The organism is Nocardia sp. NPDC058519 (genome assembly GCF_042719755.1).
In the GTDB taxonomy this organism is placed as follows: domain Bacteria; phylum Actinomycetota; class Actinomycetes; order Mycobacteriales; family Mycobacteriaceae; genus Nocardia.
On sequence record NZ_JBHXNK010000006.1, the window covers coordinates 118,616 to 144,514 of the forward strand.

General features: G+C 66.2%; 26 protein-coding genes and 1 pseudogene. 15 read left to right on the forward strand and 12 right to left on the reverse strand.

Annotated elements, in window-relative coordinates:
• The first annotated feature begins 44 nt into the window (after positions 1 to 44).
• Complete coding sequence (locus ACFWPK_RS09590; RefSeq protein WP_378914166.1) at positions 45 to 2,948, forward strand: UPF0182 family protein; 2,904 nt, start codon at positions 45 to 47, stop codon at positions 2,946 to 2,948.
• A 20-nt stretch (positions 2,949 to 2,968) separates the two neighbouring features.
• Here ACFWPK_RS09590 and ACFWPK_RS09595 read toward each other — a convergent pair whose 3' ends face one another.
• Genes ACFWPK_RS09595 through ACFWPK_RS09605 form a run of 3 tightly spaced genes read right to left on the reverse strand, consistent with a single transcriptional unit; the run spans position 2,969 to position 4,641 of the window.
• Positions 2,969 to 3,580 carry a methyltransferase family protein gene (locus ACFWPK_RS09595; protein WP_378914167.1) on the reverse strand — a complete coding sequence of 204 codons (612 nt, stop codon included), beginning with the start codon at positions 3,578 to 3,580 and terminating at the stop codon, positions 2,969 to 2,971.
• 15 nt (positions 3,581 to 3,595) lie between these two features.
• On the reverse strand, positions 3,596 to 4,309 hold the full coding sequence (locus ACFWPK_RS09600) for a cation transporter (RefSeq protein WP_378914324.1): 714 nt from the start codon (positions 4,307 to 4,309) through the stop codon (positions 3,596 to 3,598).
• Complete coding sequence (locus ACFWPK_RS09605; protein WP_378914168.1) at positions 4,306 to 4,641, reverse strand: ArsR/SmtB family transcription factor; 336 nt, start codon at positions 4,639 to 4,641, stop codon at positions 4,306 to 4,308. Before ACFWPK_RS09605 ends, ACFWPK_RS09600 begins: the two co-directional genes overlap by 4 nt.
• 114 nt (positions 4,642 to 4,755) lie before the next feature.
• Here ACFWPK_RS09605 and ACFWPK_RS09610 point away from each other — a divergent pair, with 114 nt between their 5' ends.
• On the forward strand, positions 4,756 to 5,088 hold the full coding sequence (locus tag ACFWPK_RS09610) for a YnfA family protein (protein WP_378914169.1): 333 nt from the start codon (positions 4,756 to 4,758) through the stop codon (positions 5,086 to 5,088).
• A 50-nt stretch (positions 5,089 to 5,138) separates the two neighbouring features.
• Here ACFWPK_RS09610 and ACFWPK_RS09615 read toward each other — a convergent pair whose 3' ends face one another.
• Positions 5,139 to 5,966: an SDR family NAD(P)-dependent oxidoreductase gene (locus tag ACFWPK_RS09615; protein WP_378914170.1), complete on the reverse strand. Its 828-nt coding sequence runs from the start codon at positions 5,964 to 5,966 to the stop codon at positions 5,139 to 5,141.
• Positions 5,963 to 6,763 carry a crotonase/enoyl-CoA hydratase family protein gene (locus tag ACFWPK_RS09620; RefSeq protein WP_378914171.1) on the reverse strand — a complete coding sequence of 267 codons (801 nt, stop codon included), beginning with the start codon at positions 6,761 to 6,763 and terminating at the stop codon, positions 5,963 to 5,965. The genes ACFWPK_RS09615 and ACFWPK_RS09620 overlap by 4 nt, the downstream gene beginning before the upstream one ends.
• A 140-nt stretch (positions 6,764 to 6,903) precedes the next feature.
• Here ACFWPK_RS09620 and ACFWPK_RS09625 point away from each other — a divergent pair, with 140 nt between their 5' ends.
• On the forward strand, positions 6,904 to 7,494 hold the full coding sequence (locus ACFWPK_RS09625) for a TetR/AcrR family transcriptional regulator (protein ID WP_378914172.1): 591 nt from the start codon (positions 6,904 to 6,906) through the stop codon (positions 7,492 to 7,494).
• Positions 7,495 to 7,513: 19 nt separating this feature from the next.
• Here the strand turns inward: ACFWPK_RS09625 and ACFWPK_RS09630 are convergent, their stop codons facing one another.
• Positions 7,514 to 7,915 (reverse strand): DUF302 domain-containing protein, encoded by a 402-nt coding sequence (locus tag ACFWPK_RS09630; protein ID WP_378914173.1) that lies wholly within the window; start codon positions 7,913 to 7,915, stop codon positions 7,514 to 7,516.
• 307 nt (positions 7,916 to 8,222) lie between these two features.
• On the opposite strand from ACFWPK_RS09630, the pseudogene ACFWPK_RS09635 reads away from it, so the two are divergent.
• From ACFWPK_RS09635 to ACFWPK_RS09645, 3 genes and pseudogenes are all read left to right on the forward strand, one after another.
• A pseudogene (locus tag ACFWPK_RS09635) lies at positions 8,223 to 9,760 on the forward strand (arylsulfatase).
• A gap of 4 nt (positions 9,761 to 9,764) precedes the next feature.
• On the forward strand, positions 9,765 to 10,706 hold the full coding sequence (locus ACFWPK_RS09640; protein ID WP_378914174.1) for an HAD family hydrolase: 942 nt from the start codon (positions 9,765 to 9,767) through the stop codon (positions 10,704 to 10,706).
• Between the two features lie 74 nt (positions 10,707 to 10,780).
• Positions 10,781 to 11,650 (forward strand): formylglycine-generating enzyme family protein, encoded by an 870-nt coding sequence (locus ACFWPK_RS09645; RefSeq protein ID WP_378914325.1) that lies wholly within the window; start codon positions 10,781 to 10,783, stop codon positions 11,648 to 11,650.
• Positions 11,651 to 11,763: 113 nt separating this feature from the next.
• On the opposite strand, the gene ACFWPK_RS09650 is transcribed toward ACFWPK_RS09645, so the two are convergent.
• Entirely contained in the window at positions 11,764 to 12,795 is a 1,032-nt protein-coding gene (locus ACFWPK_RS09650) for an enoyl-CoA hydratase-related protein (RefSeq protein ID WP_378914175.1), read from the reverse strand.
• Between the two features lie 319 nt (positions 12,796 to 13,114).
• On the opposite strand from ACFWPK_RS09650, the gene ACFWPK_RS09655 reads away from it, so the two are divergent.
• Positions 13,115 to 14,044 (forward strand): SMP-30/gluconolactonase/LRE family protein, encoded by a 930-nt coding sequence (locus ACFWPK_RS09655; protein ID WP_378914176.1) that lies wholly within the window; start codon positions 13,115 to 13,117, stop codon positions 14,042 to 14,044.
• Between the two features lie 11 nt (positions 14,045 to 14,055).
• Here ACFWPK_RS09655 and ACFWPK_RS09660 read toward each other — a convergent pair whose 3' ends face one another.
• Positions 14,056 to 15,297: a PucR family transcriptional regulator gene (locus tag ACFWPK_RS09660; protein ID WP_378914177.1), complete on the reverse strand. Its 1,242-nt coding sequence runs from the start codon at positions 15,295 to 15,297 to the stop codon at positions 14,056 to 14,058.
• Between the two features lie 455 nt (positions 15,298 to 15,752).
• Here ACFWPK_RS09660 and ACFWPK_RS09665 point away from each other — a divergent pair, with 455 nt between their 5' ends.
• Positions 15,753 to 16,553: an adenylate/guanylate cyclase domain-containing protein gene (locus ACFWPK_RS09665; protein WP_378914178.1), complete on the forward strand. Its 801-nt coding sequence runs from the start codon at positions 15,753 to 15,755 to the stop codon at positions 16,551 to 16,553.
• Between the two features lie 4 nt (positions 16,554 to 16,557).
• Here ACFWPK_RS09665 and ACFWPK_RS09670 read toward each other — a convergent pair whose 3' ends face one another.
• Entirely contained in the window at positions 16,558 to 17,358 is an 801-nt protein-coding gene (locus ACFWPK_RS09670) for a PucR family transcriptional regulator (RefSeq protein WP_378914179.1), read from the reverse strand.
• On the opposite strand from ACFWPK_RS09670, the gene ACFWPK_RS09675 reads away from it, so the two are divergent.
• Positions 17,324 to 17,698 carry a hypothetical protein gene (locus ACFWPK_RS09675; RefSeq protein WP_378914180.1) on the forward strand — a complete coding sequence of 125 codons (375 nt, stop codon included), beginning with the start codon at positions 17,324 to 17,326 and terminating at the stop codon, positions 17,696 to 17,698. The genes ACFWPK_RS09670 and ACFWPK_RS09675 overlap by 35 nt on opposite strands.
• Before the next feature lie 238 nt (positions 17,699 to 17,936).
• Positions 17,937 to 18,854: an LLM class F420-dependent oxidoreductase gene (locus ACFWPK_RS09680; RefSeq protein ID WP_378914181.1), complete on the forward strand. Its 918-nt coding sequence runs from the start codon at positions 17,937 to 17,939 to the stop codon at positions 18,852 to 18,854.
• Positions 18,855 to 18,921: 67 nt separating this feature from the next.
• Here ACFWPK_RS09680 and ACFWPK_RS09685 read toward each other — a convergent pair whose 3' ends face one another.
• Both ACFWPK_RS09685 and ACFWPK_RS09690 read right to left on the reverse strand, forming a co-directional pair.
• Complete coding sequence (locus ACFWPK_RS09685) at positions 18,922 to 19,299, reverse strand: VOC family protein (RefSeq protein WP_378914182.1); 378 nt, start codon at positions 19,297 to 19,299, stop codon at positions 18,922 to 18,924.
• Between the two features lie 106 nt (positions 19,300 to 19,405).
• Positions 19,406 to 20,161, reverse strand: coding sequence for a class I SAM-dependent methyltransferase (locus tag ACFWPK_RS09690; RefSeq protein WP_378914183.1), 756 nt, complete (start codon positions 20,159 to 20,161; stop codon positions 19,406 to 19,408).
• A 177-nt stretch (positions 20,162 to 20,338) separates the two neighbouring features.
• Here ACFWPK_RS09690 and ACFWPK_RS09695 point away from each other — a divergent pair, with 177 nt between their 5' ends.
• Positions 20,339 to 20,767, forward strand: a complete 429-nt coding sequence (locus ACFWPK_RS09695; protein ID WP_378914184.1) for a hypothetical protein — start codon at positions 20,339 to 20,341, stop codon at positions 20,765 to 20,767.
• A 15-nt stretch (positions 20,768 to 20,782) separates the two neighbouring features.
• On the opposite strand, the gene ACFWPK_RS09700 is transcribed toward ACFWPK_RS09695, so the two are convergent.
• Entirely contained in the window at positions 20,783 to 21,715 is a 933-nt protein-coding gene (locus ACFWPK_RS09700) for a LysR family transcriptional regulator (RefSeq protein ID WP_378914185.1), read from the reverse strand.
• A 113-nt stretch (positions 21,716 to 21,828) separates the two neighbouring features.
• Here ACFWPK_RS09700 and eno point away from each other — a divergent pair, with 113 nt between their 5' ends.
• The 4 genes from eno to ACFWPK_RS09720 all read left to right on the forward strand — a co-directional run bounded on the left by eno (position 21,829) and on the right by ACFWPK_RS09720 (position 25,894).
• A complete protein-coding gene (gene eno / locus ACFWPK_RS09705) occupies positions 21,829 to 23,157 on the forward strand; it encodes a phosphopyruvate hydratase (protein WP_378914186.1) in 1,329 nt (442 codons plus the stop codon).
• A 79-nt stretch (positions 23,158 to 23,236) separates the two neighbouring features.
• On the forward strand, positions 23,237 to 24,415 hold the full coding sequence (locus tag ACFWPK_RS09710; RefSeq protein WP_378914187.1) for a serine/threonine-protein kinase: 1,179 nt from the start codon (positions 23,237 to 23,239) through the stop codon (positions 24,413 to 24,415).
• Positions 24,416 to 24,419: 4 nt separating this feature from the next.
• The gene (locus ACFWPK_RS09715; RefSeq protein ID WP_378914188.1) at positions 24,420 to 24,698 is read left to right on the forward strand and encodes a hypothetical protein; all 279 of its coding nucleotides are present in this window, start codon (positions 24,420 to 24,422) and stop codon (positions 24,696 to 24,698) included.
• Positions 24,695 to 25,894: a hypothetical protein gene (locus ACFWPK_RS09720; protein WP_378914189.1), complete on the forward strand. Its 1,200-nt coding sequence runs from the start codon at positions 24,695 to 24,697 to the stop codon at positions 25,892 to 25,894. The genes ACFWPK_RS09715 and ACFWPK_RS09720 overlap by 4 nt, the downstream gene beginning before the upstream one ends.
• Positions 25,895 to 25,899 lie beyond the last annotated feature (5 nt).

The following is a 25,899-nucleotide window of genomic DNA, read 5'->3' on the forward strand; positions in this document are numbered from 1 at the left end:
GCCGCCGTCGGTCAGGTGATCCGGCGTGGTCACAGGAGCGGCAGATGAGCGCACGAGACGACTCCGCTTCGGGACGGGTTCCCCGAAGACTCCGACTGATGCTGACGGCCGCCACGGTGCTCTTCGTGTTGCTACTGACCGTGCCGCGTCTGATCGGCGCGTACGTCAATTGGCTGTGGTTCGGCGAGGTCGGCTACCGCGGTGTCTGGTTGACCGTGCTCCTCACCAAGCTGTCGCTGTTCGCCGTGATCGCGGTGTGTCTCGGTGGCGCCGTGTTCGTCGCCATGTGGCTGGCATACCGCTCTCGTCCCGTCTTCTTTCCCACCGCACGCACCGACGACCCGCTCGGCGAGTACCGCCGCGTGGTCGGCCGGTGGCCGCTGCGCTTCGGGTTGGGGATCGCCGTCGGCTTCGGGCTGATCTGTGGTCTCATCGGGCAGTCGAGGTGGGAGACGGTGCAGTTGTTCTTGCACGGCGGGTCGTTCGGCGAGCGCGACCCCGAATTCGGGGTCGATATCGGTTTCTTCGTCTTCGATCTGCCGTTCTATCGACTCATCTTGAGCTGGCTGTTCGTCGCCGTCCTCTTCGCGTTTCTGGCTTGTCTGGCAACGCATTACCTGTTCGGCGGGCTCCGTCCGGTTCGCAAATCGATCGGTCTCAGTCATGGGGCGCGCATACAGCTCGCGGTGCTCGTCGGCCTGTTCTTCGTGTTCAAGGCCGCTGCGTATTGGCTCGACCGGTATGCGCTGTTGTCGAGCCATCGGCGGGAACCGACGTTCGCCGGCGCCGGCTACACCGATATCAATGCCGTGCTGCCCGCCCGGTTCATTCTCCTCGCGATTGCCCTGATCTGCGCTGCCGCGGTCTTCTCGGCGGTGGTGATCCGCGATCTCCGGGTCCCGGCGATGGCCGCTGTCCTGCTGTTGCTGTCGTCGATCGTGGCGGGGGGCATCTGGCCGCTGGCGGTGGAGCAGTTCTCGGTGCGGCCCAACGCCGCCGACCGGGAGAGCACCTATATCGAACGCAATATCGCGGCAACGAGGCAGGCCTACGGGATCGGCGGCGACATGGTCGACTACCGGCCGTATCCAGGTGTCGGTTCCAGGCCGCCACCCGAGGTCGCCGCCGACGCGACCACGATCGCCAATCTCCGGCTGCTCGACCCGCATGTTCTCTCCCGCACATTCACCCAGCAGCAGCAGCTCAAGAACTTCTACAGCTTCCCGGAGAATCTGGACCTCGACCGCTACCGGATCGACGGCCAATTGCGCGACTATGTCGTCGCGGCGAGGGAGTTGACCCCGAGCGCGCTCAGCGGCAATCAGTCCCATTGGGTCAATCGGCACACCGTCTACACCCACGGTGACGGGTTCGTCGCAGCGCCGGCGAACCGGGTCAACGCGGCAGTCCGGGAAGCGTCGGGCGATAGTTCGGCCAGTAACAGTGGGTATCCGATCTACGCGGTCAGCGACATCGCCTCCCAACGCGCCGGCGACCAGGTGATCCCGGTCGAACAGCCACGCATCTACTTCGGTGAGGTGATCGCGCGGGCCGATCCCGACTACGCCATCGTCGGCGGCGGCACCGAGGCGCGCGAGTACGACACCGACACGACCAAGTACACCTACACGGGTGCGGGCGGTGTCCCGATCGGGAACTGGTTCAACCGGCTCGCCTTCACCGCGACCTACGCTGAACGAAACATTCTCTTCGCCAAGGCGATCGGGCCTGATTCGAAGATCATCTTCCATCGTGACCCGAGCGAGCGTGTCGAGCTGGTCGCACCGTGGCTCACTGTCGACAACAACCCGTATCCGGCGGTCGTCGACGGCCGGATCGTCTGGATCGTGGACGCGTACACCGCGATCGACGGCTACCCCTATGCCGCGCGGAGTTCGCTGGCCGCGCTCGCCCGCGATGACAGCAGATCGTTGCGCGATCCGGCCGAGATCTCCTACGTGCGGAACTCGGTCAAGGCCACCGTCGACGCCTACGACGGCACCGTGACGCTGTACCAGGTCGACACCGACGACCCGGTGCTGTCCGCGTGGATGCGAGTGTTCCCGGGCACCGTCGAACCCGCGGAGAAGATCAGTGACGACCTGCGCGCGCATCTCCGATACCCGGAGGATCTGTTCGTCATCCAGCGCGACATGCTCGCCCGCTACCACGTGGACGAACCACGGGAGTTCTTCACCAACAACGCCTTCTGGTCGGTTCCCAGCGATCCGACCGTCGACGCCAATCCCCAGCAGCCGCCCTTCTACGTGTTGCTCGGTGACCCGGACAGCGCCGCGCCCTCGTTCCGGTTGACCAGTGCGATGGTCGGGTTCAAACGGGAGTTCTTGTCCGCGTACATCTCCGTGCACTCCGACCCGGAGAACTACGGCAAGTTCAGCATTCTGCAGTTGCCCACCGATACGCTCACCCAAGGACCACAACAGATTCAGAACTCGATGATCTCCGACACGCGAGTGGCTTCCGAGCGAACCCTGCTGGAGCGCTCCAACCGCATCCAGTACGGCAACCTGCTCACCCTGCCGATCGCCGACGGCGGCGTGCTCTATGTCGAACCGCTGTTCACCGAACGGATATCGACGGCCCCGAACGGGTCGACTTTCCCGCAGCTGGCACGCGTATTGGCCAGCTACCGGGAACCGGGCACCGGCGGAGTCAGAGTCGGCTACGCACCGACCCTCGCCGAGGCGCTCGATCAGGTATTCGGCCCCGCCACCGGCAATCTCGCGACCCCGCCCGGTGGCAGCGCGGCAGCGCCGCCACCTCCGGGCCGGACGGCGGTGCCACCGAGTGAGCCGCAGCCCTCAACTACCCCACCGCTGATGGACGAGGCCACGATCGCCCGGCTGGAGGCTGAGCTCGAGGCGGCCCGTGCGGCGCTCGATCGCCTCGAGCAGCAACTCGATGACATTCTTCGCCCGAACAAGTGAGGAGCGGCAACTCTGCCCGACTACACGCTCCCTCTGCCGATGCCGGGAACGAACCGGCCCGTCGCCGCCAGATACGCCTGATATCCCGGGCCGTGCACCCGGGCCAGATACGGCTCCTCGACGACCCGGACTTGCAGTTCGATAGTCACCAGAAGCACCACGAACCCGGCGATCGCGACGACGTTCGGGATCAGCAACGTGACACCGGTGGCGAAGACCAGCATCGCCGTGAAGATCGGGTTCCGCACGATCCCGAACACCCCGGTGTGCACCAAAGTTGTTGTCTCGGTGGCATCGACGCCGATTCGCCAGGACTCCCCCATCTGGTTCTGCGCGTACAGCGTCGCGGCGATCCCGGCGAGCGCGAGCACCGTCCCGGCGGCTTGGATCGGGGCCGAGGACAGCCACGCGATCGGCGCGACGACATCGACCAGCTGGAGAACCGGGGCTGCGAGCCCGACTGCGATCGCGGCGATGAATCCGACACCGGCGAACCATTCCAAGGAGCCGGGTCGTCCGCTGATGCCCCGGAATCCGGTGGAACCGGTGGCACGGTGCTGTCGCCAGCTGCGCCATCCGAATCCCAAGGCCCCGAAGAGCAGGTACAGCGCCGATGCCAGCCAAGCGGCCATTGTTCTTCCTCGATTTCAGTCGTCGCAGCAGGCGCAGGCATCGGCCTGGGCGGTGGGTTTCGCGGCGGCACCGATCGGTGGTGTCGCACAGCAGATATCGCCTTTCCAGGCGTTGAGACCTTCCTTCACGGCGATCACGGCGATCACCAGCGCCGCGATCGGATCGGCCCACGACCAGCCCAGCAGGCTGTTGAGCAACAACCCCACCAGCAGTACCGCCGAGAGATAGGTGCACAGCAGCGTCTGTTTGGAATCGGCCACGGCAGAGGCAGATCCGAGTTCACGTCCGGCCCGGCGTTGCGCGGCCGAGAGGACCGGCATGATCACCAGGCTGGCCGCGGCCAGCGCGATCCCGACCGTGGAGTGCCTGGCCTCGCCGATGCCGAACAGGGCGCGTAGCGAGTCGATGGTGACGTAGGCGGCGAGGGCGAAGAAGGAGAACGCGATGATGCGCAGTGCGACCTTCTCCCGCTTCTCGGGGTCGCGTCCGGCGAACTGCCACGCGACCGCGGCGGCGGAGGACACCTCGATCACCGAATCCAGACCGAACCCGATCAGCGCGGTGGAGGACACCCGAACACCCTCGGCGAGGGCGATGATCGCCTCGATCACGTTGTAGGTGATCGTCGCGGTGACGAACCAGCGAATCCGCTTCGACAACAACGCTTTACGCGCCGGATCGGGTCCGACCGTCACAGCGAACAAGGGCATACCGAGCGAGGCCATCAGCAGCACCCCTCGGAATCCGCATCCGGGCAGCACGCCGGATCTACGGCCAAGACCAGTCCGAGCAGATCATCGAGCGCGGCGCCGATGCGAGCGTCGGCGAGCTCGTAACGACTGCGCCGCCCTTCGGGAACCGCGACAACCAGACCGCATCCACGTAGGCAGGCCAGATGATTGGACAAGATCTGGCGTGATACCCCGATCCGCTCGGCGAGCTGCGACGGGTATCCGGGCGACTGGCGCAGATTCAGCAGGATCTGGGTACGAGTCGGGTCCGACAGCGCGTGCCCGAATCGGGCCAGCGCGTCGGTGTGTAGCACCGGCAATATCTCCATAACCAAACAGTACATCTAGATCTGTATTCAGAAAAGAGTGGATTGTCTCCGATCCTGGTTGAGGGTGGACACCACGGTGACCAGCCGGTCGCAGCCGACTTCTAGGCTCTGCTCATGACTGTGGTGCGCTCGATCCTGCTGTTCGTCCTGGCCGCCATCGCCGAGATCGGTGGGGCCTGGCTGGTCTGGCAGGGTGTGCGCGAGCACCGCGGCTGGGCCTGGATCGGGGCAGGCGTCATCGCACTCGGCATATACGGGTTCGTCGCGACATTGCAGCCCGACGCCAACTTCGGACGCATCCTCGCCGCCTACGGCGGGGTATTCGTCGCCGGTTCGCTGTTGTGGGGGATGGCGCTCGACGGGTTCCGCCCCGACCGCTGGGACGTCACCGGCGCGGCGATCTGCCTGGTCGGCGTCGCGGTCATCATGTACGCACCACGCGGCTGACCACTGCCGACCGCCCCATTGCGCCGGGCATCGCAGGTCGAGGATGGGCCTCAGCCGACCAGGCCGCCGCTGCACGCGAGCACTTCGCCGGTGATGTAATCCGACTCCGGCAAGCACAGCAGATAGACCGCGCCCGCCGCTTCCTCCGGGGTGCCGAGGCGGCCCAAGGGAGCGATGTGCTGGGCTGCTTGGAGCAGCATCGGATTGACGCCGACCTTGATCTCCTGTCCGGCGATGTCGATCGTGGTGTCCTCGGTGGCCGATTCGGTGAGTCTGGTCTGAATCAAGCCGAAAGCGACTGCGTTGACCGTCACTCGGTAGCGGCCCCATTCTTTGGCGACGGCCTTGGTGAGACCGAGGATTCCGGCCTTGCCCGCGGAATAGTTGGCCTGTCCCGCGTTGCCGTAGAGCCCGGCCAGCGAGGAGATGTTGACCACCTTGCGTGTGATCGGATTACCCTCCGCCCGTTCACGTTTCGCCGCCGTGCTGATCACGGGCTGGGCGGCACGCAGAATCTGGAACGGCGCTTTCAGGTGAACGTCGAGGATGGCGTCCCACTGGTCGTCGGTCATCTTCTGCACAACAGAGTCCCAGGTGTAGCCGGCATTGTTGATGATGATGTCGAGCCCACCGAAGGAGTCAACAGCGGTGGCGACGAAACGCGCGCCGAACTCGGGATCGGTGACGCTACCGGCGCAAACCGCCGCCCGCCCGCCTGCGCCGACGATCTCGTCGGCCACCTGTTGGGCTGCCTCGGGGTCGAGATCGTTGACGACGACAGCCGCCCCGTTGGCCGCGAGTTTGCGGGCGATAGCCGCCCCGATGCCGCGCCCGCTGCCGCTGACGATCGCGGTCTTACCTGCCAGTGATGACGTCATGAGTGCGCCGATCCTTCCGTGGTGAGTGCTGTGAAGTCGCCGTGCCTGCCCGCACCCGCCGCGAAGCGGGCCGCACCGGCGAGTGTGTCGGCCTGGAACGAGGTCATTCCATGGGTGAATTCATTGGCGAGTGCCGTGGTTTCGTCCGATCCCGCTTGTTCGAGCGCGGACAGGCGGTCTTGGCGCATGCAGGTCTGCGGGAACCGGGTGAGCTCGTGGGCGAGTTCCCGAGCGAGCGCCAGTGCCTTGCCCTTGGGGGCGATCCGGTTGACCAGGCCGATCCGGAGCGCTTCGGTGGCGTCGACCGGCCTGCCGGTCAGGATCAGATCCATCGCGTGGCTCTCGCCGATCAGCCGGGGAAGTCGGACCGTGCCTCCGTCGATCAACGGCACGCCCCAGCGACGGCAGAACACGCCGAGAACCGCGTCCTCGTCAGCGACCCGCAGGTCGGCCCAGATCGCCAGCTCCAGTCCGCCCGCGACCGCGAATCCGGATATCGCGGCGATAACCGGCTTGGACAAGCGCATCCGGGTCGGCCCCATCGGACCGTCACCCTCGACTCCGGCGACATTGCCACGTTCGGTACCGAGGGCCTTGAGATCGGCTCCCGCGCAGAATGTTCCGCCGATTCCGTGCAGAATCGCCACGGCGGCGTCGGGGTCGGCGTCGAACTCCCGGAATGCGGTCGCCAGCGCCGCCGCGGTCGGGCCGTCGACCGCGTTGCGGACGTCGGGGCGGTTGATGCCGATCAGGACGACGGGGCCGTCACGCTCGACGAGAACTGTGGAACCAGACATCAGAACCTCGAATCGTTGCGCTCGGTCTACAGCGACCGCGCGACGAGCTCTTTCATGATTTCGTGCCGCTTCGACCGCGGCGACCGACGCCAATGAAACAGTCCAATCGTACTGTTGTCAATGCCTGGGAGGATGCATCCATGGCATCACCCACGGAAGGTCGGCGGCGTAGCGACGCCGCCCGTAGCGGCCGCACACGTGAACGCATCCTCCAGGCCGCGGTCGACTCCTTGATCGAGGACGGCTACGCGGCCACGAGTATCGGCGCGATCCAGAGCCGGTCCGGTGTCTCCCGTGGGGCGCTGCTGCACCAGTACCCGAACAAGGCGCACCTGCTCGTCGACGCTGTGCGCCACCTGTCGGATCAGCAGGTAGACGAGGTCCTCGCTTACTCGGAACCGGCCGCCGCCGAGGACTGGATGACGGTGCTGTGGCACAGCTTCGCGACCCCACTGTTCGGCGCGGTGCTGGAACTGTGGGTAGCGGCCCGGACCGATGCCGATCTCCGCGGCGCGCTGCTACGCCATCAACGTGATCTGCACGGCAGCATCCGCGAGTCGATCACGCGCAATCTCGAAGGCCCGCTGCCGGAGAACTTCGATTCGGTCTTCGAGATGACTCTCACCTATTTTCGCGGCCTGGCGTTGACGACGATTCTGAGCACCAACCACCGAGACCGGCTGCTCGACGACTGGCGCGCGACGATGCGATCGGTCTTCTCCTCGCCCTGAGCCGCGGACGGCTGTGCGTTCAGCCCTCGGCGAGCACGCTGATCGCCGCGCGCAGTCGAGTGGTGGCGTCGGCGACGACGGGGTCGAGTGCGGGTTCGCCGGTGACCGTGGCCATCAGCGCCGGGTTCATGGCCTCGATGATGATGGAATCGGTTGCCGTGCGGTCGCGGCGTACCACCACGTTGCAGGGCAGCAATACTCCGATCTGCCGGTCGATGTCGACGGCGCGGTGGGCCAGGGATGGGTTGCACGCGCCGAGGATGCGATAGTCCTCCATCTCCTCGCCCAGTTTGGCTTTCATGGTCGCGCGCAGGTCGATTTCGGTGAGGATGCCGAATCCCTGGGCGGCAAGCGCCGTTGTGGTGCGTTCGATCGCGTCGTCGAAGGTGGTGTGCAGGGTCGTCGACAAGGCCAGGTCCATCACAGATTCCTTTCGGTCATCGGAATGCGGCAGCCGGATCAGACATTGCGGCCGGTGGGGCGTCTACTGATCCTGCACGAGCGACAACAGTTTCCGTGCATACCTTCTATCGGCGGTGTCGCCGAATTCTCGACCACCGTCTTGCACGGGTCGGTGTCACCGGGTCATCACCCGGATCTCATCCCATACGGGTGAAGCCGCGAAGCCAACCCTCGTCGCATGCTGGACGAGCATGCTCCGACCCGGATCCTGATCGTCGGAGCGACGTGTGCCGACCATGAGCCGTGACCGCAATCAGGAGACGACGATGCCGCACTCGAAGCCGAATATCCTTGTCATCTGGGGCGATGACATCGGGATCACCAATCTCAGCTGCTACAGCGATGGATTGATGGGGTATCGAACGCCCAATATCGATCGCTTGGCCGCGGAAGGTATGCGATTCACCGACTCCTACGGTGAGCAGAGTTGCACCGCGGGCCGCGCGGCCTTCATCTCCGGACAGAGCGTGTACCGGACGGTATGAGCAAGGTCGGCGTTCCCGGCGTGGATATCGGCTTGGCGCCCGAGGATCCGACGATCGCGGAATTGATCAAACCACTCGGTTACGCGACCGGGCAGTTCGGTAAGAACCACCTGGGTGATCTCAACAAGTACCTGCCGACAGTTCGGGGGTTCGATGAGTTCTTCGGCAACCTGTACCACCTCAATGCCGAAGAGGAACCGGAGTTGCCCGATTATCCGCACGAGGATCAATTCCCGCGTCTCTACAATCTTCAGCTGCCGCGCGGCGTGCTGCACGCGTGGGCGACCGATACCGACGATCCCACCGAGGATCCGAAATTCGGTCGCGTCGGAAAGCAACGGGTCGAGGACACCGGTCCGCTGACGAAGAAGCGGATGGAGACGATCGATGACGAGATCGCCGACGCCTGCGTCGATTTCATCAAACGCCAGCACGAGGCCGACACACCGTTCTTCGTGTGGTTGAACTTCACCCACATGCATGTGCGCACCCATACCAAGCCCGAAAGTGTGGGCCAGGCCGGAATCTGGCAGTCGCCCTACCACGACACCATGATCGATCACGACCGCAATGTCGGCACGGTCCTGGACCTGCTGGACGAACTCGGCCTCGCCGAGGACACGATCGTCATCTACAGCACCGACAACGGCCCACACGCCAACACCTGGCCGGACGGGGCGACAACACCGTTTCGCAGTGAGAAGGACACCAACTGGGAAGGCGCTTTCCGCGTTCCCGAGCTGATCCGGTGGCCGAACAAGATCGCCGCGGGCCAGGTCACCAACGAGATCGTGCAGCATCACGACTGGCTCCCGACCCTCATCGCGGCGGCCGGCGAGGCGGAGATCGTCGACAAGCTAAAGAAAGGACACAGCGTCGGCGACACCACCTACAAGGTCCACATCGACGGATACAACCTGCTGCCCTATTTGACCGGCGAGGCGGACACGAGCCCCCGTCGAGGGATGGTGTATTTCTCCGATGATTGCGATGTCCTCGGAATCCGGTTCGAGAACTGGAAGATCGTGTTCATGGAACAGCGCGCCACCGGCACCCTGGGGATCTGGGCCGAGCCGTTCACCCCATTGCGGATACCGAAGCTGTTCAATCTGCGCACCGACCCGTTCGAACGCGCGGACGGCACATCGAACACCTACTGGGACTGGTTTCTCGACCATGACTACATCACCGCCTACGGCACCGCGATCGCGACGGCGTTCCTGGAAACGTTCAGGGAGTTCCCGCCTCGGCACGAGCCGGCGTCGTTCACCATCGATCACGCGGTGAACAAGCTGCACGAGTTCCTGGCCAGGGACTGACGTCATGACCGACAGCCTCGAATCGTGGACGGACGGCACAACCAAAGCCGCCATCGTCGAGTTCGTCGAGCGGGTCACCGACCCGCAGCGGCCAGAATTCGTCGAGCCCGCGGCACGGGTGGCGGTCTTCGACAACGACGGCACCCTGTGGTGCGAGAAGCCGATGCCCATCCAGCTCGACTTCACGATCCGCCGCCTCGCCGAAATGGCCGAGCACGACCCCTCGTTGAGAACGCAGCAGCCGTGGCAGGCCGCCTATACCCACGATATGAAATGGCTCGGAGCTGCCGTGGTGAAGCACTACCACGGTGACGACGACGACCTGAAGTTGTTGATGGGCGCCGTGGTTCGTGCCTTCGACGAGGTGACCGTCGAAGACTACGACGCTCGGGTAACGGCCTTCTTCGACAGCTCGAATCACCCGACACTGGGCCGTTCGTATCGCGGTTGTGGGTACACACCGATGACCGAATTGTTGGCCTACCTGAACACGCATGGGTTCACCACCTACATCGCCTCCGGCGGCGATCGGGATTTCATGCGCCCGGTCGCCGAAGGGCTCTATGGCGTGCCACCCGAACGCGTGATCGGCAGCGCACTCGGCCTGACCTATCGAGCCGATGATCGTGGTAACCAGTTGCTGTACAAGGCGGCGATGGACTTCTTCGACGACGGGCCGGAGAAGCCCGTCCGGATCTGGAGCAGGATCGGCCGTCGCCCGATCGTGTCTGTCGGCAACTCGAACGGCGATCTGCCGATGCTCGCCTTCTCCGAACTGCCCGACAAACCCGCCCTCAGAGTGATTGTCCTGCATGACGACGCCGACCGGGAATTCGACTACGTGGCCGGTGCCGAAGACCTCCTCGCCCGCGCGCACAAGGACGGGTGGACCATAGCCAGCATGAAGAATGATTGGCGCGACGTTTTCGCACCCGATCAGCAGTGAGTCGAGGAGAACCGAGACACGTGGACACCATCATCGGCACGGAGCTTCGCCGGATCCCCGCGCAAGTGTTCACCATGGGATCCGACCGTCACTATCCGGAAGAAGGACCGGCGCATCGGGTCGAAGTGGACGCGTTCGCCATCGAAACCCGCCAGGTCACCAATGCTCGATACGCTCGATTCGTGGACGAGACCGGCTATGTGACCGTGGCCGAACGCCCGCTGGATCCGGCGGAGTTCCCGGGTGCTCCGGCGGAGAACCTCCAGCCCGGTTCGATGGTTTTCGCCGCAACGGCCGGTCCGGTCGACTTACGCCATCTCAACCTGTGGTGGCGGTGGACACCCGGCGCCTCGTGGCGACAGCCGACAGGGCCACGCTCGTCGACGCAAGGGCGTGAGGAGCACCCGGTCGTCCATATCGCGCACGAAGACGCCCGCGCCTATGCCGATTGGGCAGGCCGTGCACTACCGACGGAGGCCCAGTGGGAAGCGGCCGCGCGTGGCGGCTTGGACAACACCGAATTCGCCTGGGGCAACGAGCCGGAACCCGACGGTCTGGCTCTCGCGAACTACTGGCGCGGACACTTTCCGTGGCAGCCGGATGCCGGGTACGGCACGACCACACCGGTCGGAACGTACCCACCGAACGCGTACGGCCTCTACGACATGACCGGCAATGTCTGGGAATGGACCGACGATTGGTACGCCGAGAACCACACCGGCGCCGACCTGTGCTGCGCCCCACGCAATCCCCGCGGTGCAGCGGTGGAGGGTAGCTTCGACCACCGGCAACCTCAGTTCCGAGTACCGCGCAAGGTGATCAAAGGCGGGTCGTTCCTCTGCGCCGACAGCTACTGCCGACGCTACCGACCCGCCGCCCGCAGACCTCAGATGATCGACACCGGCATGAGCCACATCGGTTTCCGCTGCATCGCCGAGGCCTGATCGACGACGCCTCGCCGCCGCTTCCAGTACGGCACCGCGTATTTCGCGCGTCGCGTCGTTCGCGTGGGGTGACGTTCGTCCTCGCGTATGGCCTCGGTCTGCCGTCGCCGCGCCTATCGACCTTCGCTCGATGCCGCCGCGGCCGCATCGTCGATTCCGGTCCACGGGACGAACGCCGGAATGTCGGCGGGGACGCGCCCGGGGAAGTCGGGGCGGCGCCGTTGCAGGAAAGATGTGATGCCCTCGACCGCGTCGGCACTGTCGGCCAGTCCCCCGATCAATTTCGAGTCCAGCGCGTGGGCGGGGTACGGGGTGTCGAAGGCGCTGAGCCGCAGCAGCATCTGGCGGGTGACCGCCACCGACACCGGTGCGGTGTGCTCGATGAGGTCACGGGCGTACGCCTCGGCGGCGGGGAGTACCTCGTCGGGCTCGACGACCTGGTGGACGAGCCCACCGGCCAGTGCTTCGGCCGCGGGGAAGACCCGCCCGGACAGCATCCAGTCCATTGCCCGTCCCATGCCGACGATGCGCGGCAGGTGCCATGCCGAGGCACCCTCGGGGAAGAATCCGCGCCGGGTGAAGACGTAGCCGAAGCGGCTGTCGGTGGCGGCGATGCGGTAGTCCGCGGGCAGGATGATCGTCGACCCGGCACCGACCGCGGCACCGCGGATCGCGGCGATGACGGGTTTGGTGCACTCGAAGATCCGGCGCGAGCACTGTCCGGCGGGTTCGAGCCAATCGTCGTCGACGTCGCCGCCCGGTGCGCCGCCGGACAGGTCCATGCCGACGCAGAAGTCGGACCCTTCGCCGGTCAGGATGATCGCGCGCACATCCGGGTCCCGGTCTGCCACGATGATCGCGTCGCCGAGTTCGGCGGCCATGATCAGTGTGTACCCGTTTCGCGCCTGGGGGCGGTTCATGCTGATGGTGGCGATGTGGTCGCGCACCGTGTACAGGATCTCTTCGTAGGCCATGTCGTCCTCGGGGTAGGTCGGTCGAATCAACTGTGCGATAACCAGTTTCGGCTTGGAGATGAGAAACATCGGCGCCGCGAGGGTGAGTGCGCGCGTGAGTTCGGCGGTTCCATCAGGGTGTTCCTTTCCGGCACGACTGTGCCGAGACAGTGGGAGTCGAGGGCGTGACACATGCCGGACTCCCTTCATGCTTCCATGCATGCCGCACAGCTCGCGGGTCGAGCTACCGAAGAGCTCGATCACTGCCTCTATCTGGTCATTTACCGCCAAATCATCGACGCGACTTCGAGCAACATGCAAAACCATGCACCAACGAATGCAGAAATGCAAGGCAGGCTCCGGTCACGGGACCGAAAGGGATACCGCCGATCCGTTGTTTCTGCGCGCGCTCCGAAGCAGCCGCCATAGGCTGGGGTCGATCTCGTCGACGACGCACCTTCGACGCCAACAGCACGACCCACGCCACCGGCTCGGACCCCCGAGGAACTCGATGACTATCTTCCGCACCGCTTCTCGCGCACTGACCGCGATGGCGGTCACCGCGACGGCTGCCGTCCTTCCCGTGAATATCGCTGTTGCCGAACCGGTTTCGTGTGCACCGTGGGCCCAGCACACCGTCGCGGCCGGCTACGGAATTCTCGAGAACCTCGGGTTCGACGGTCGCGGAAACCTGTTGCTGGCACAGCAGTCCGTCACCGGATCAGCAGGCTCCTTGCAGCGACTCGGTGCCGACGGCTCGACCTCGGTCGTGGTCGACGATATCGACGGCCCGGGGGCGATCCTGGTCATCGGCGGAATCGCCTACTTCACGGCGGGCAACAGCGCCGCCTCCGCCCTCACCGATCGCGCCGACGGCTCGATTCGCGCACTGCACCTCGATACGGGCGCCGTGACCACGGTGGCAACGGGGTTGACGATGCCGAACGGGTTGGCGCAGTTGCCGAACGGCGACTTCGTCGTCAGCAGGGACATCGGCGCGGGCACGCTGACCCGTGTCGGTGCGGATAACACCGCGACACCGTATGCGCCGTCGCTGAGCTCCACCAACGGCCTCGCGTTCGACAGACCACGCAATCGGCTCGTCGTCTCGACGACGTTCACCCCGGAATCGGTCGTCGCCGCCGTCGACTACGCCGATTCCGACAGCCCGCCGCGGCAGGTGGTGATTCCGGGTGCCGGACCACTGAACGCGGCGGACGACCTGACCGTCGGCCCGGACGGCAAGGCCTATGTGGCGCTCAATGTCGCGGGCAGGATTGAGCAGGTCGACCTGGAGACCGGACAGACCTGCCCGATCGCCGACGGCCTACCGCTGTCCTCGTCGGCACGATTCGGGTCCGGACCCGGCTGGGACCCGAACGCGTTGTACGTCACGAGTTTCCTCGGGACGGTCACCAGGCTGACACCGCCCGCACCCTGATCCCATACCGATCAGCAGGCCTGCGCGGCGGGCGCAGCGTTGTCAGGGTCGCCGCGGTCGGCCGTCTCCGGCTCGCCGACACCGATCATGCGGGCCACGAGCGCAGAACGCAGGCGCCAGACCCCGTCCGAGTGCATCGGGTCCAACCCGGTGATCTCGGCGATCTTGTTCAGCCGATAGTCGACGGTATTGGGGTGTATGTGCAGCAGATGCGCCGTCCGCAAGCGGGTGGAGCGGGTCGCGAGATGGGCCTTCAACGTCTCCAGTAGCACCGGATGCTGCTCGAGCGAGTCCAACGTCGCGGCCAGATGCCTGCCCGCCGCGCCCGGCCTAGACAGCTGATACTCCAGCGACAGATCCTCGAAACGCTCCAGCCCGTCCAGGCGCAGACACCGCATGATCTCGAGCACCGCCTGCCCGCGCGCTACCGCTTCGGAAATTCCGTCGGCTCTTGCCGACACGAATGTGGCGCGGACCCGCGTGTGCGCCGCGGCGGCGATGTGCTCGACGAACCGTTCCGCCTCAGCGGGATCGAAGTGGTCTTGCGGAATCAGCAGGGTCGCTGTCCGAGTTCCTATCTGCGTCAACGCATGGCCGTCCCACTGGTGCGACACCTCGGCTCTGACGCGGCGAACACTTCGGCGGGAGAGGATCTGCCGGTTCACGAACGCCACAGTGAAGACGAAGTAGCTTTCGGCAAGCCGCACCTGGCAGGCGCGGGCCATGGCCGGTGTCGCGTTCCCGGCTATCAGTGCCGCGGCCACAGCGTCGGCGGCCTCACCTCTGGCCGCGTGCATCTCATCCGAGTACGACTGTGAGATCACGGTGGCAAGCCGGCTGGCGAGCTCGACGAACACCCGCGCAACTTCGGCCACGGCCAGGTGATCCTCGGTGAGTTTGGCCTGTGCGGTGAGATGGTCGAACGCCATCTGTGTGCCGGTGTGCACCGCCGCGTGCATCGCGTCGACGGTGACGCCCTCCCGCGCCCATTCCGTCACGCCGAAGCGCACGTCGGCCAGCGGTTTCGAAGCGTCCTCACCGGTGAACAGCCTGGCGGTCAGCTCGAGGCATGCCTTCACCATCGCGATGACATCGCGACGCAGCGTCGCCAGGGGCACTCTGCCGGACAGTGCGCTGTCGACGATGAATCGGCTCATGATCGTGCCCGAAATCGTTGACACCGCAGGCAGACAGTCGGCCAACGGCCGACCTGCCATCGTCACGATCGGGGCCGACCCGACGCTGTCCGGCATGCGCACATTTCCTACTTTCGGATGTTTGCGCTCCATCGTGCGTTCTCAGCCCCTCGCGTTCCAATGGCGTTTCGCACCCGAATGAGATTTTCGTTGTGCAGTATGCACCAGCGGACGCCTACCTGGAATGGTACCCGTACACCGAAAGCGGCGCGAGCAGAGCTGCGGCTCCGGCGTACGCGTGCTCCTCGCAGTCTCCGATCAGCTCCCAGCTGCGCCACGTCAAGGATCGAAGATAGGGGTATTTCGGCTGCACATAGCTGTCGGGAGACGAAAGAAGGGGACGGATCCGACCGACGGCTACGAGGTAATCGCCCCACGATCGGCCGTCGCGTCCACCGAGCACTCCGTTCGAAATTCGAGTGAACGCCTGTGTACTATTTTGGCGTGAACAGCTCGGGCGCGCAGCCGCTACAGGGTTCGACCAGCTACGCTACTCGGCCAGGGTTTATCCGATGAACACCGTCGTGATCGTCGTGCTCGCGATCGTCGCCACCGGCGAAGCCGTCGGCTTGATCACCCTGTCGATCCTGCTGGCCCGGAGTCGGCGCAAACGACTCGCACCGCGTCGGGCCACGACGACGCAGCGGTTGGTGGTCGGCGGTCGCGAGGCGGTGCGAACGGCATGGCAGGCCGCGGACCTGGTGCGTGCCAAAGGTTTTCGCGCCGCCGTGCTGACCTCTATCGAAGATCTCGCGGGCTGGGCGCGGGTCGAGCGTCCCGACCTGGCCAGGCTGGCACCGGACGGCAATGTCGTGATCATGTTCTCCGACATCGAGCAATCGACCGCTCTCAACGAACAGCTGGGTGACCGCGCCTGGGTCAAACTGCTGGACCGCCATCACCGGCTCGTCGCACGCTGTGTGCAGGACCGCGGTGGCCATGTGGTCAAGAACCAGGGCGACGGCTACATGATCGCCTTCGCCGCTCCTGAACAAGCGGTCGGATGCGGCCTCGCCATCCAGGCGGCGCTGCACAAGGACGCCGAATCATCGCGGGCCGAGACCGATTTCAGGGTGCGGATCGGTATCCACATGGGGACCTCCGTCCGCCGGGGCGATGATCTGTTCGGACGCAACGTCGCCATGGCCGCGCGGGTCACCGCGCAGGCCGAGGGTGGGGAAGTCCTCATCAGCGAGCCGGTGCTGGAGGCGATCGGAAGCAGGACGAATCTCAGCATCGGGACCGGTCGTGACGCGACCCTCAAAGGCCTGCGAGGCACGCACCGCCTCACTCCGGTCTGCGCTGCGAGTTAGCCGCTCATGTGGGCTGGGGCGTGCTCTGCCGCCAGTCCAGCGCATCCAGCGCGACGGCGATGTGCACGCTGTTCTCCGCCAGCGGGCGAGGCAGCAACTCATCGGCACGGGCCAGCCTGCGCAAGATCGTATTCCGGTGGGTGAACAGGCGCGCGGCGGCACGCGTGGCGTTGCACTGCTCGTTGATGTAGGCGAGAACCGATTCACGCAGTTCGCTGTCGGCGTGTTCCAGATCGCCGAGGGTGTACTTGATGAAACGGTCAGCCTGAGCACCGTTTTCGGTGATCAGCGAGGTCAATTGCACCTCACTGAACGTGACCATGCGTCGGGTGCTGTGCGGGCGGGCGAGGATTCGGTGCGCGGCCTGAGCGTCGAGGTGACTCGTCCGGAAGCCCGCGAGGTTTCGACCGGTCGAGCCGATGGCTATGCGCACGCCGGGGATATGGTCCAGCGCTTCGGACAGAGCCGCGGTGTCGGGCGGGGTGGGACCGGGCACCCACACCCACAGGGTGGCCGCGCTGGCGAGCAGACTCAGCGCGGTCGCCGCACCGGCGGCTCGGGCGAGGGCTCTGGTCACCCGATGCGGTTCGTCGAGTTCGGCACCGGGAATGTCGCTCCAGGCGATGGCAGCGGTATGGGTCGTGTCGAGCCGGTATCCGAGTCGGGTCGCCGCACGCTCGATATTGATCGGTTCGCCCTCGAGAATGAGCGAGATCGTTTCCCGCCGTTCGGCATACGATCCGCTGGCGAGCTCGTCGCGCTCGTGACCGATGACCTCGGTGATCGCCTCGACGGTGCCGTCCACGAATCTCGCGATCGATGCGGCGGTGACCTCGAAGACCTCTTGCAGTTCGAACGGGTCGGGCGTCAGGATGAAGACGATGGGTCATCCACCGCCGCCATGCGACGTCCTGACCGACGCGATAGGCCTGCAGGGCGGCTTCGTTCATGCCGCGGCGGACCAGGTCGCGAACGATGGCGATCTGGTCGGCACCGAGGTTGATCGGCACCGGCATCCCCGGGTCGGCCACGTTGGCCGAGGCCCAGTGCAGCAGGTTTCCACGATTGACGCGCCGGACCGCCTCCGCCAGCAACGGATCTCCCGCGATAGCACGCAGCTGGTTTTCAGGAGGGTGGCGTCGTAGAGCTCGTCGAGCCACTCCTCCGGCGCGTTCATCGCGATCTCGGCACCTTGGCGGATCACTTCACGCGCGCGGTCGGACAGGCTTCGATCGAACAGACCATCACCAGAGTGCACCGCCTGATTATGCAACCTTCGATCTGAGACCACTTATGGCGAGTTGTGGGGCGGACGGTCGCGGGGCTGCTCGCAGCGAGATGCGTGCCGGGCGCGCCCGGTACGCATCGGGCACGATGGTGATCATGGACCTCCGCATCTTCACCGAGCCCCAGCAGGGCGCCGATTACGACACGTTGCTTGCGGTGGCGCGCGCCACCGAGGAGCTCGACTTCGACGCGTTCTTCCGTTCCGACCATTACCTCGCTATGGGCGATGCCTCGGGCCTGCCCGGCCCGACCGATGCCTGGATCACCCTGGCCGGGCTGGCCAGGGACACCTCCCGGATCCGGCTCGGCACCCTGGTCACTGCCGCGACCTTCCGGCTGCCGGGACCGCTGGCCATCCAGATCGCCCAGGTGGATCAGATGTCGGGCGGGCGGATCGAACTCGGTCTGGGCAGCGGCTGGTTCGCCGCCGAACACGCGGCCTACGGAATCCCGTTCCCGGACAACCGGTTCGGCCTGCTCGAGGAGCAATTGGCCGTCATCACCGGCCTGTGGGAGACCAAGCCGGGGGCGACGTTCAGCTTCGACGGCGCCCACTATCAGCTCACCGACTCCCCCGCCCTGCCCAAGCCGGTGCAGGATCCGGTGCCGGTGATCATCGGCGGCAACGGCAAGGTCCGCACCCCACGCATCGCGGCCCGCTATGCCACCGAGTTCAACATGCCGTTCGCGTCGATCGCCGACAGCGCCGCCCAGTTCGACCGGGTGCGCGCCGCGGTGCGCAAGGCCGGGCGCACCGACGAACTGGTGTACTCCAACGCCCTGGTCGCCTGCGTCGGGCGCACCGACGCCGAGGTGGCGGCCCGGGCTGCCGCGATCGGCCGGGAGGTCGACGAGCTGAAGACCAACGGCCTGGCCGGTTCACCCGCCGAGGTCGTCGACAAGATCGCCCACTACCGCGAGATCGGCGCCGGCCGGATCTACCTACAGATCCTCGATCTCACCGATCTCGATCACCTCGAACTCATCTCCGCCGAGGTGCAATCACAGCTCTGAGATCGCCGGGGGCAGGCTGCGGCGCGATCGGGTGCGTTCGAGCCGGATCGCTACCGCGCCAACGGTTTCATTCACTGCCGGCAGGCGGCACCGTAAGGCAGAAAGGGTGCCCGGAGGGGTCGAGAAGGACCCGCCACCGATCCGGAGCGGGCTGAAAGGCAGCCTTGACCGCACCCTGGCCGATCGCCGCCTCCTCCGCGACATCGAGGTCCGTCACGAACAGATCGAGATGCATCTGCTTGGGCACCTGATTCCCCGGCCAGTCCGGCGGTTTATGGTCCGCCACCTGCTCGATCGTCAGTGTCACTCCCCCGCCCCGAAGCACCACCAGCTCATCGGATTCGTACCGAATCTCGAAGTCGAGCAACGCTTTATAGAACTGCCCGAGATGCCGCGGATCTCGGCTGTCGAGCGATACCGCCCCGAATCTGGCAATCGCTGTCATAGCTCCCCCGAACTCATGGCCTCAGCCCTGCGCCGAGCGCCCACTACCCGCCACATCTACCACGACCGGTTCCAGTGCGCCTCACGTGCACGGAAGCCCGCGGCCCTCAGTCGGCGTGCAGGACGAAGAACAGGAAGCAGAGGAACCTCATGCCGGTGCTCTCGTCGAACACCTCGGGGGCCAGATCTTGGGCGGCGGGCAGGGCAGGCGGTTCGCTGATGACGCTGATGCGGAAGCCGGCCGCGGTGAAGGCTTCGGTCATCGCGTGCAGCGGTCGGTCCCAGAAACTCAGCTGGGCGGTCTGCCCGCCCATGGTCCATTCTTCGGCCCGGTTGCGGGTCTGGAAATAGTTGGTCTCCTCCCCGGCCAGGCGCTGCCCGAGGAAGTTGGCGAAAGGATGCTCGACCGAGGCGATGAGTCGTCCGCCCGGAGCCAGTACGCGTCGCATCTCGGCCAGCGTCGGTCCCCAGTCTTGCAGGTAGTGCAGCACCAGGGACGCGACGACGTCGTCGAATGTGCCGTCGGGAAAGGCCAGTGGGTCGGCCAGGTCAGCGACGCGCAGGTCCGCGTCGGCACCGAGGCGTCGCCTGGCCTGATCCAGCATCCGGGCACTCGCGTCGATACCGGTCACAACGGCGCCCCGATCGCGCAGCGCGGCGAACAGCGGACCCGAGCCGCAGCCGGCGTCCAGGATCCGCCGACCGGTCACGTCCCCGGCGAGCTCCAGCAACGCTGGCCGGTTGTAGTACGCGTTCAGCAGACCGGTCTCGTTCTCGGCCGTGTAGCCCTCAGCGAAGCTGTCGTAGGCGCTTGCCGACGGCAGCTCAGCGGGAAGTGCACGGCCTTCTGGAACCGAAGTCATGCGACCAATCCTGACACGCCGAACTTGCCCACGCACCTGTGATGCGTGCGGGGATATTCAGGAAGACGAGCGCCTGGCGGGTCTCGACGAACGGCTCTACCTAGGGGCTCCGGTCGCTGACGATCCGCACCACTGAATCGGTGCCGTCTGTGCCGCGATTCCGACAGAATCGAGGGCATGAGTACCGCATCGGCAGTTGCCATTGCCGTCGTGTTCGTGTGGCTGGGTATGGTCCTGGCTATTTCGTTTCTCGAAGCGCCGCTGAAGTTCCGGGCTCCGAATGTCACCCTCGCCATCGGGCTCGGCATCGGGCGCCTCGTCTTCCGTGCCCTCAATGGTGCCGAGATCCTTTGGGCGGTAATCGTTTTGGCGATGATCCTGCTCGACTCCCCCGGCAGTGCCGCAGTCGTCCCGCTGGTGATCGCGATCGGCGCGCTGACTGTCCAGCTGGTTGCGGTCCGACCGCGGCTGGCCCGCCGCAGTGACGCAATCCTGGCGGGCCTCGACGCACCCAGATCCCACGGCCACTACGTCTACATCGGTCTGGAAGTAGTGAAGGTGGCCGCGCTGATCACCGGCGGTATCTGCCTGTTGGCCAACGCCTGATCGTCGGCCGAATTATCAGCGGTGCAGTTCAGTTCTCGGGTCGGTGTGGGCGGTGGCTATGTCGAGTAGGTGGCGGGCTGGGGCGCTGAAGCGGTGGTGGCGGCGCCAGCAGGCGTGCAGGTTTCGTTCCAGGGTGAGGCTGGGGATGGGGACTTCGACGAGTGTGTGGTTGGCGAGCTCGTCGCGAACCGTCAGCTCGCTCAGCACGGCGGGGCCGAGGCCGCCGGCGGCGGCGTTCTTGATGGCTGTGGCCGACGTCAGTTCCATTGCCGGGACCGCGGTCAATGGGTCGGGCAAGGCCGAGAGCCGATCGTGGAGGACGGATCGGGTGGCCGAGCCGGGTTCGCGCAGGATCAGGGGGGCGGTGGCCAAATCGGCGGCGGTGATGGCCTCGCGCGCGGCCCAGGGGTGATCGGGGGCGACTACGACAACGAGCCGATCACGGACGACGGGGCAGTGTTCGAGCTCGGCGGAGATGTGGCCGACTTCGGCGAATCCCAGCTCCGCGCCGCCGCGACGGATCAGGGCGACGGTGTCGGCACTGTTGTGGCACAGCAGGCTGACGTTGGTCCCCGGTAACCGATTTCGCAGGGCGGCGAACCACGTCGGCAGGAAGAATTCGGCGATGGTGGTGCTCGCCGCGAGCATCAGATGCGCCGGCGAAGCTCCGATCAAGGCGTTCAGCGCTTGGTCGAGACCGGCGGTGGCGTCCAGGGCGGGGCGCGCCCATTGCAGCACCATCTGTCCGGTCTCGGTCAGGGTGGTCCCGCGGGGGTGACGGTCGAGCAGTCGCAGCCCCAAGCGCTGCTCGAGGCTCCGGATGCGGGCACTGACCGCGGGCTGGGACAGCCCGTGGTGGCGGGCACAGGCACCGATGCTGCCGGTGGCGGCGATCGTGGCGAGTAGCTCGAACGGCCCCAGATCCGAAACTCTCGACGACAAACCCATAGGCCAACCCTATGGGCACCGGATGAAACATGCTCTACCGCTGCCACGGTCGCTGCCGAGACACTGATCTCGCCAGCCGGGCACACGCAGTTCAGGATCGGAAGGACCTTCATGTGACACGAATTCAGACGGTGGTCGGATACGAGATCCTCGACAGCCGAGGCAATCCGACCGTGGAGGTCACCGTCGAGCTCGAGGACGGTTCGACCGGCCGGGCGAGCGTGCCGTCAGGCGCTTCGACAGGCACTCGGGAGGCAGTCGAGTTGCGCGACGGGGATCGGTCCCGTTTCCACGGCCGAGGTGTTCTCACCGCGGTGTCGCATGTCAATGCCGACATCGCGCCGATCGTGGTCGGCAGGGATGCCGAGGACCAGACGGCGATCGATCACGCGATGATCGCCTTGGACGGCACGGCGAACAAGGCCGGGTTGGGCAGCAACGCCACTCTGGGAGTTTCGCTCGCCGTCGCCAAAGCCGCGGCCGCGGCGCACCGTCTCCCGCTGTACCGCTACCTCGGTGGCGCGTCGGCACGGCTGCTGCCGCTGCCCATGTTCAACATCATCAACGGGGGCGCCCACGCGGACAACCTTCTCGACTTCCAAGAATTCATGATCGCCCCGGTGGGGGCGGACACCTTCCGGGACGCGGTGCGGATCGGCTCGGAAGTGTTCCACACGCTGAAGGCAGACCTCGCCGCGGCCGGTGCGAACACCAACGTCGGCGACGAGGGTGGTTTCGCTCCTGACCTGCGATCGGCGGAGCAGGCCCTGGACTACATCGTGGCGGCTGTCGAGAAGTCCGGCTACCGGCCCGGCGAGGACATCGTCATCATGCTGGACCCCGCGGCCTCGGAGTTCTACACCGACGGCGCCTATCACTATCGCGCCGACGGCACCGTCAAGACGGTCGACGAACACATCGACTACCTGGTGGGGTTGATCGACGCGTATCCGATCGTGTCCATGGAAGACCCACTCGCCCAAGACGATCACCACGGTTGGCAGGCGCTCACCACCGCCGTCGGCGAGCGTTGTCAACTCGTCGGCGACGACGTGTTCTGCACCAATCCCGCGCTCCTGAGTGCAGGCATCCGGGCAGGGATCGGGAATTCCATCCTGGTGAAGATCAACCAGATCGGGACCCTCACCGAGACCATCGAGACCGCGGATATCGCCCGGCGGGCGGGGTACTCATCGATCATTTCGCACCGTTCAGGGGAAACCGAGGACACCACCATCGCCGACCTCGCCGTCGCCCTCGGGTGCGGGCAGATCAAGACCGGCTCGCTGTCGCGGTCGGACCGCACCGCGAAGTACAACCAGCTCCTGCGCATCGAAGCCGAACTCGGCACGCAGGCTCGCTACGCGGGCGCTTCCACCCTCGCCAGTGGCAGCCGTTCGAATCATCTTCGCCCACTGCCGCAACCGCCGATCGGGCTATAGTCGGCCCGTCGGCCACGGGCGTCTCGGTCGGCTCGCGCTGGAAGGGTCCCAGTGCTGATCGGTTCGGGAAGCATGACGATTGACTGTTTCTGAGGGCATGGATTTCGCCGGGTACCGCCTCGAGCGGCGCCTGGGCATGGGCGGTATGGGCACCGTGTACCTCGCCCAGCATCCGCGACTACCCCGCAAGGACGCGCTGAAGGTCCTGTCCGAGGGGCACACCGGCGATCCGGTGTTCCGCGAGCGCTTCCTGCGCGAGGCCACGATCGCGGCCCGGCTGAACCACCCCAACCTGGTCGCGGTGCGCGATCGCGGCCAGCACGCGGGCCGGTTGTGGATCGCGATGCAGTACGTCGACGGTATCGACCTCGCCCAGCTGATCCGCCGCAGACCGGGGGCGCTGCCGCTGGACCGGGCGGTCAGAATTGTCACCGAGGCCGCCAAGGGGCTCGACACGCTGCACCGCAAAGGGGTGCTGCACCGCGATGTGAAACCGGCCAATATCCTTGTCGCAGAGCAGGACGGCCGTCCCGACCGGGTGCTGATCACCGACTTCGGTATCGCCAGGCCCGCCGACGCGCCGACGAATTCGACCGGCGCCGGGCTCAGCGCGACCCTGGCCTATGCCGCGCCCGAGCAGATCAACGGCGGCGCGATCGATCGCCGAACCGACGTGTACGCGCTGGGCTGTGTGCTCTACGAGATGCTGACGGGGTCGGTGCCGTTCCCCCGCGACACCCCGGCCGGGGTGATGTACGCCCATCTCCACGAAGCACCGCCGTCGCTCGACAAGTCCGGGCTTCCACCGGGATTCGACGAGGTGATCGCGACCGCGCTCGCCAAGAACCCGGGCGAACGGTATCCGTCCTGCGGTGCGTTGGCCACGGCCGCGGCCGCCGCCGCGCAGGGGACGGTCCGGCTGACCGATGTCCGGGCACCTTCCCGGCGACGCCCGATCGTGTACGCCGCCATTGCCGCCGCCGTTCTGATCGCGGTGACGGCCGCGGTCGTCGGTTTCAGCAGAGCCGGTTCCACCGAGCACGCGCCGGCCGCGACTGTCCTCGGCCCGCAGACCGCGGTCGACCCGGTGTCCTGGGGTGCGTACACCTATGTCGCGCAGGCGTTTCCGGCCCGCGTCACAGTTCGGGTCCGGATATCAGGAGATGTGGGGGTGCAAGCCCACCGACGAACTGCTCAGGGACCTGCCCGTCGACGTCTTCGTCCCGACCGGCCGGATCTCGTGTTTCGGCAATCGTGAACCGGTGCAGACGGTCGAATTCGTGTGCAACGCCGACCGCTCCCCGATCGCACCGCCGCCCACCTACGATCGCGCCGAGGGCGACGAACAGTGGACCAGGACCTCGAGCAACGGAAACCTGCACTGGGGAACCTATCTCGACCGCTACAAGGCCCCGCAGCTGACGGGCTACCTGCGGCTGTATTTCGACGATCCCGACCGCAGCTTCTGCCACATCGTCGTCACCGGCGCGCAGAACGGCACCGAGCTGCGGGCCGCCTGGTGGACGGAGGCACCGCTGTGAGACTCGCACGCCTCACGGTCGCCCTCGGCGTGGTACTCGCCGTGGTCTCGGGCTGCACAGTGGCCGGTGATCCGACGCCCGTGCCCGACCCCGCCACCCTCGATGTCGGCCCCTACAGCCGCTTTCCGCTGCGCGCGCCCGAACGCGGCAGCGAGTATCACGGGCGCGTGGTCGAATCGGTTCGCCTCGGCGAGGTCATCGCCAATCCTGCCAGGGTGGACCCGGTGCTGACCTTCGCCCGCACGAGAGCGGGCTCGGACCCACTGCCAACTCCAGCGAAAGCGGCTGCGCTGCTGGCGAATCCCGTTCGCGCGGTCCTGGAGCGGCACGGCATGCTGGCCGGCTACACCGTCAGCGCCACTGATTCTCCCGCCGAGTTCTCGATCGGCAGCAGCCGAATTCTGCAGGTCACCCTGCTGCGATTTCCCGATGCCGCGGCAGCGCGGCTGGCCGCGGCGGAGATCGACTCCGCTGACGCCGAGGTGAGCGCGGACAATGTGGCTGTCACGATCCCCGAGCACCCGGCGGCTCGTGCGCACTGGCGTCCGTCGGTGCCGACGCTGGCGGCGACGACAGCCGTCGACTCGTTCGTCGTCACGGTGCTGGCCGGGCACACCTCGCCCGACCTCACCGCCCTGACAGCGCTGGCGGGCAGGGCTTTCGAAGAGCAGCGGCAGATGCTGCGTGATGTCGTGCTCACCCCGCCAGAGGCATTCGCCGACCTGCCGCTCGACCGCGACGGCATGCTCGGACGCATGGTGCCCGAAGCGCCGGGTCGGTGGCCGTTTCCGGTGGTGATTCTCGGCGACCTCAGCGAGGTCGCGGGGTGGGACAGCCTGGTGCAGGCGCGCGGCATCGTCCTCGGTCCGCGTGCAGGCCACTTCTACGCACCGAGCCGACAGGTCGCCGAATTGGTCGGCCTCAACCGGTTCGACCGCCTCATGCGCTTCGCCGACGCCGCGACGGCGGCCGAGTTCTTCGCCGGCCTGCCGAACAACGACGGCCAGCTCCCGGTTCCCCCACCGAAGGGCATGGTCGACATCAACTGCGCGGAGTCGACGACCACCTCGCCGATCACCAAGTTCAGCTGCCGCCTCCGGTACGGCCGCTATGTGGCGGTGGTTTTCAGCCGGGACTACCAGGATGTGCAGCAACGAGCGGCGGCGCAGTACGCGCTGCTGGTGAACAGCGAGTAGAGGCG

Bases quoted from the DNA above. Each gene is read 5' to 3' on its own strand.
- ACFWPK_RS09590 (WP_378914166.1), top strand. From the start codon at position 45: ATGAGCGCACGAGACGACTCCGCTTCGGGACGGGTTCCCCGAAGACTC.
- ACFWPK_RS09595 (WP_378914167.1), bottom strand. From the start codon at position 3,580: ATGGCCGCTTGGCTGGCATCGGCGCTGTACCTGCTCTTCGGGGCCTTG.
- ACFWPK_RS09605 (WP_378914168.1), bottom strand. From the start codon at position 4,641: ATGGAGATATTGCCGGTGCTACACACCGACGCGCTGGCCCGATTCGGG.
- ACFWPK_RS09610 (WP_378914169.1), top strand. From the start codon at position 4,756: ATGACTGTGGTGCGCTCGATCCTGCTGTTCGTCCTGGCCGCCATCGCC.
- ACFWPK_RS09615 (WP_378914170.1), bottom strand. From the start codon at position 5,966: ATGACGTCATCACTGGCAGGTAAGACCGCGATCGTCAGCGGCAGCGGG.
- ACFWPK_RS09620 (WP_378914171.1), bottom strand. From the start codon at position 6,763: ATGTCTGGTTCCACAGTTCTCGTCGAGCGTGACGGCCCCGTCGTCCTG.
- ACFWPK_RS09625 (WP_378914172.1), top strand. From the start codon at position 6,904: ATGGCATCACCCACGGAAGGTCGGCGGCGTAGCGACGCCGCCCGTAGC.
- ACFWPK_RS09630 (WP_378914173.1), bottom strand. From the start codon at position 7,915: ATGGACCTGGCCTTGTCGACGACCCTGCACACCACCTTCGACGACGCG.
- ACFWPK_RS09640 (WP_378914174.1), top strand. From the start codon at position 9,765: ATGACCGACAGCCTCGAATCGTGGACGGACGGCACAACCAAAGCCGCC.
- ACFWPK_RS09645 (WP_378914325.1), top strand. From the start codon at position 10,781: ATGGGATCCGACCGTCACTATCCGGAAGAAGGACCGGCGCATCGGGTC.
- ACFWPK_RS09655 (WP_378914176.1), top strand. From the start codon at position 13,115: ATGACTATCTTCCGCACCGCTTCTCGCGCACTGACCGCGATGGCGGTC.
- ACFWPK_RS09660 (WP_378914177.1), bottom strand. From the start codon at position 15,297: ATGCCGGACAGCGTCGGGTCGGCCCCGATCGTGACGATGGCAGGTCGG.
- ACFWPK_RS09665 (WP_378914178.1), top strand. From the start codon at position 15,753: ATGAACACCGTCGTGATCGTCGTGCTCGCGATCGTCGCCACCGGCGAA.
- ACFWPK_RS09675 (WP_378914180.1), top strand. From the start codon at position 17,324: ATGACCTCGGTGATCGCCTCGACGGTGCCGTCCACGAATCTCGCGATC.
- ACFWPK_RS09680 (WP_378914181.1), top strand. From the start codon at position 17,937: ATGGACCTCCGCATCTTCACCGAGCCCCAGCAGGGCGCCGATTACGAC.
- ACFWPK_RS09685 (WP_378914182.1), bottom strand. From the start codon at position 19,299: ATGACAGCGATTGCCAGATTCGGGGCGGTATCGCTCGACAGCCGAGAT.
- ACFWPK_RS09690 (WP_378914183.1), bottom strand. From the start codon at position 20,161: ATGACTTCGGTTCCAGAAGGCCGTGCACTTCCCGCTGAGCTGCCGTCG.
- ACFWPK_RS09695 (WP_378914184.1), top strand. From the start codon at position 20,339: ATGAGTACCGCATCGGCAGTTGCCATTGCCGTCGTGTTCGTGTGGCTG.
- ACFWPK_RS09700 (WP_378914185.1), bottom strand. From the start codon at position 21,715: ATGGGTTTGTCGTCGAGAGTTTCGGATCTGGGGCCGTTCGAGCTACTC.